The 1,114-nt window shown below is 70.5% G+C and carries 2 protein-coding genes; both read left to right on the top strand.

What is annotated here, in order from left to right:
* Positions 1–226 precede the first annotated feature (226 nt).
* Positions 227–778, top strand: coding sequence for a hypothetical protein (locus tag ACFRCG_RS48730; RefSeq protein WP_380043121.1), 552 nt, complete (start codon positions 227–229; stop codon positions 776–778).
* Positions 775–1,114: hypothetical protein (locus ACFRCG_RS48725; RefSeq protein ID WP_380043119.1), on the top strand; the 340-nt coding region annotated here is incomplete at its 3' end. The genes ACFRCG_RS48730 and ACFRCG_RS48725, both read left to right, overlap by 4 nt.

The following is a 1,114-nucleotide window of genomic DNA, read 5'->3' as shown; positions in this document are numbered from 1 at the left end:
AAGGTCGAGGACGAGAGAGAGCCGGATCGGCCCTCTCAGGGGTGTTCAGCCTGGCCGTAGGCCAGTCCTTTAGGCCCGAACAGACGTTCCCCCTATGGGCAGTTGAACGACTTCCCCCACCCACCACCGGGCCTTCCCCTCAGCCTCCCGCACTGTCCGGGATTGGCATATGACGACAATGCAGGTTCCCGTGACAACCCAGGTTCCCGACAGTTAGGGTTGTCGTATGGAGATGAAGGAACCGACGCAGGAAGAACGCGACCAGCTCCGTCAGGCCCTCCACAAGGCCCTGGAGAAGCTGGGGGACACGGTGTACGAGCGGCTGACCGCCGGACGCCCGGACGACGCGGAGGAGGTGCTGGACCTCACCCGCCCGGAGATCCCCCTGGCGAAGCTGATCGTCTGCAAGTACGCGGACGAGGAGCTGGACGTGCTGGCCGAGCGGTTCGCCCGCGCGGCCGGAGCCGCCGGAGCCAACTACGCCGAGCTGGGCACCGCGTGGGGGATCTCCCGCCAGGCCGCCCGCAAGCGCTGGCCCGGAGCGGTGAGCGCGATCAACGAGCGCGCCAACAAGGAGCCCGTGCACTTCGAGGCGTTCGGCGGAGAGGCCAGGGTGTCCTTCCACCCGGAGGACGGGAGCTGGTGGTGGATCGCCACCGCCGCCAACCGGAAGGTGCGCGAGGCGCCCGAGAAGGCCGAGTACGACACGAGCGAGGAGGCCGCGGCCGCCGCCGGCGCCTTCCTCGCGGCCAACACCACCGAGGAGACGACCCGATGACCCAGCCGGACCTGTCCGCCCTGGCCCTGGCCCTGCGGAACCTGTTCGACACCTACCCCACCGACGCCGACGACGCCGAGCGCGCGACGCTCACCCTGGAAGCCGGCGGGCAGCAGCACGCCGTACGCCTCCAGCCTGGCCAGGTCGAGTGGCTGACCCACCTCGTCCGCGACGAGGACGGCAGTTGCCGCAACGCCCACGCAGACGGGACCGGAGTCTGCGAGCACTGCCGGGGACTGGGAGTCGTCGGCGGCCGCAAGCCCCGCACATGGGTCGCCTGGCAGGTCGACGGAGGCGGCCCCGGGATGCCGTGCACCGACGCCACCACCGCCAGGC

The organism is Embleya sp. NPDC056575 (assembly GCF_042793325.1).
GTDB lineage: Bacteria > Actinomycetota > Actinomycetes > Streptomycetales > Streptomycetaceae > Embleya.
Note: the sequence above shows the minus strand (reverse complement) of the source record. Positions and strands in the feature narration are given on the sequence as shown.